Raw genomic sequence first — 1,270 nt, 5'->3', positions numbered from 1 at the left:
GCGATGAACTCGCGCGGTGAGAGATATCCGAGCGCCTTGTGAGGGTGAACGGTATTGTAGTGCTCGAACCAGATCGGCAGCGTGTCGATGACGGTCCGAGCGTCAGGAAGGGCAGAGACGCGGACGTAGTCGCGCTTGATCGTGCGCACGAAGGCTTCGGCCATGCCGTTGGATTGGGGGCTCTGCACGGGCGTGGTCCTGGGCTCCAGGCCGATGTCGCGTGCCAGGCGTCTGGTCTCGCTGGCGATGTAGCCCGAGCCATTGTCGGTGAGCCATTCGATCGTCTGCGGCAGGCGGTTCACGCGGCCGAAGCGGGCCTCGACGGCCAGCAGCATGAGATCCTGGACGTCCTCGCCCTTGATGCCTTCGGTGGTGGCGACGAAGCCGATGCTCTCGCGGTCGCAGCAGTCCAGCGCGAAGGCCACGCGCACCTTCTCGCCGTTGTCGCATCCGATCTCGAAGCCGTCCGAACACCAGCGCAGGTTCGAGCGGTCCACGGCGACGCGCCCGTCGTGGCGCCGTGCGTCGGGATCGCCGGCATGACGCTGGAGAAGGAGGCCGTGGGCCTTCATCACCCGGTAGATGCGCTTGTGGTTGGGCAGCGGCTCCCCGGCGGCCCGAGCCTTGCGGCAGAGAATGGCATGGACCCGCCTGTAGCCATAAGTCGGCATGTCGGCGATCACCGCCTTGATCGCAGCCACGAGATCGGCGTCGGGCTGCGGCGGTCGTCCAAGTGGCTTGCGATGACGCCCCGCCATGCGCTCTGCGATGTTCGATCGGGCGACATCGAGCACCGTGCAGACGGCGCTCATCGCGAACCGTCTTTCGGCCACGACAGCGAGCGCAACAGCGCTTTTTTTGGGCCCGCCGCGACCTCCAGGGCCTCCTTGAGGATCTCGGTCTCCAGGGTCTTCTTGCCCAACAGACGGTGCAACTCGCGAACCTGCGCCTGGAGAGCGCGATACTCCGAGGCCGCGACGACGTCTTCCTGCGCTTTCGTGGCGACCAATGCGCCCTGCGCGGCCAGCTTGCGCCAGCGGAAGAGCTGGTTGGGCGCGACGCCATGACGACGCGCCACCAGGCTCACCGTCACATCCGCCTCGTAGGTCTCCTGGACGATCGACAGCTTCTCGGCCGTCGACCACGATCGGCGTCGCTCGGGACCCGGCAGAACCTCTGCCTTTGGATAAGAACCAGTCATAGACACAACACTACTCCTAACCCTTGCGGGAATGGGAGATCATGTCCGGTTCATTCGGGGGCTATTTCA

Annotated in this window: 1 protein-coding gene; it reads right to left on the bottom strand. The window is 65.4% G+C overall.

All coding sequences use genetic code 11. The annotated features are described in order from the left end of the window. A protein-coding gene (locus NS365_RS14870; protein ID WP_153003800.1) for an IS3 family transposase occupies window positions 1-1,201 on the bottom strand; the annotation gives its coding sequence in 2 pieces (ribosomal slippage) (window positions 1-871 and window positions 871-1,201; 1,202 coding nt annotated over the 2 pieces). This gene is flagged as partial in the annotation. Between the last annotated feature and the right edge of the window lie 69 nt (window positions 1,202-1,270).

Origin of the sequence: Aureimonas ureilytica, assembly GCF_001475935.1 — a bacterium.
GTDB classification, from domain to species: domain Bacteria; phylum Pseudomonadota; class Alphaproteobacteria; order Rhizobiales; family Rhizobiaceae; genus Aureimonas; species Aureimonas ureilytica_A.
Note: the sequence above shows the minus strand (reverse complement) of the source record. Positions and strands in the feature narration are given on the sequence as shown.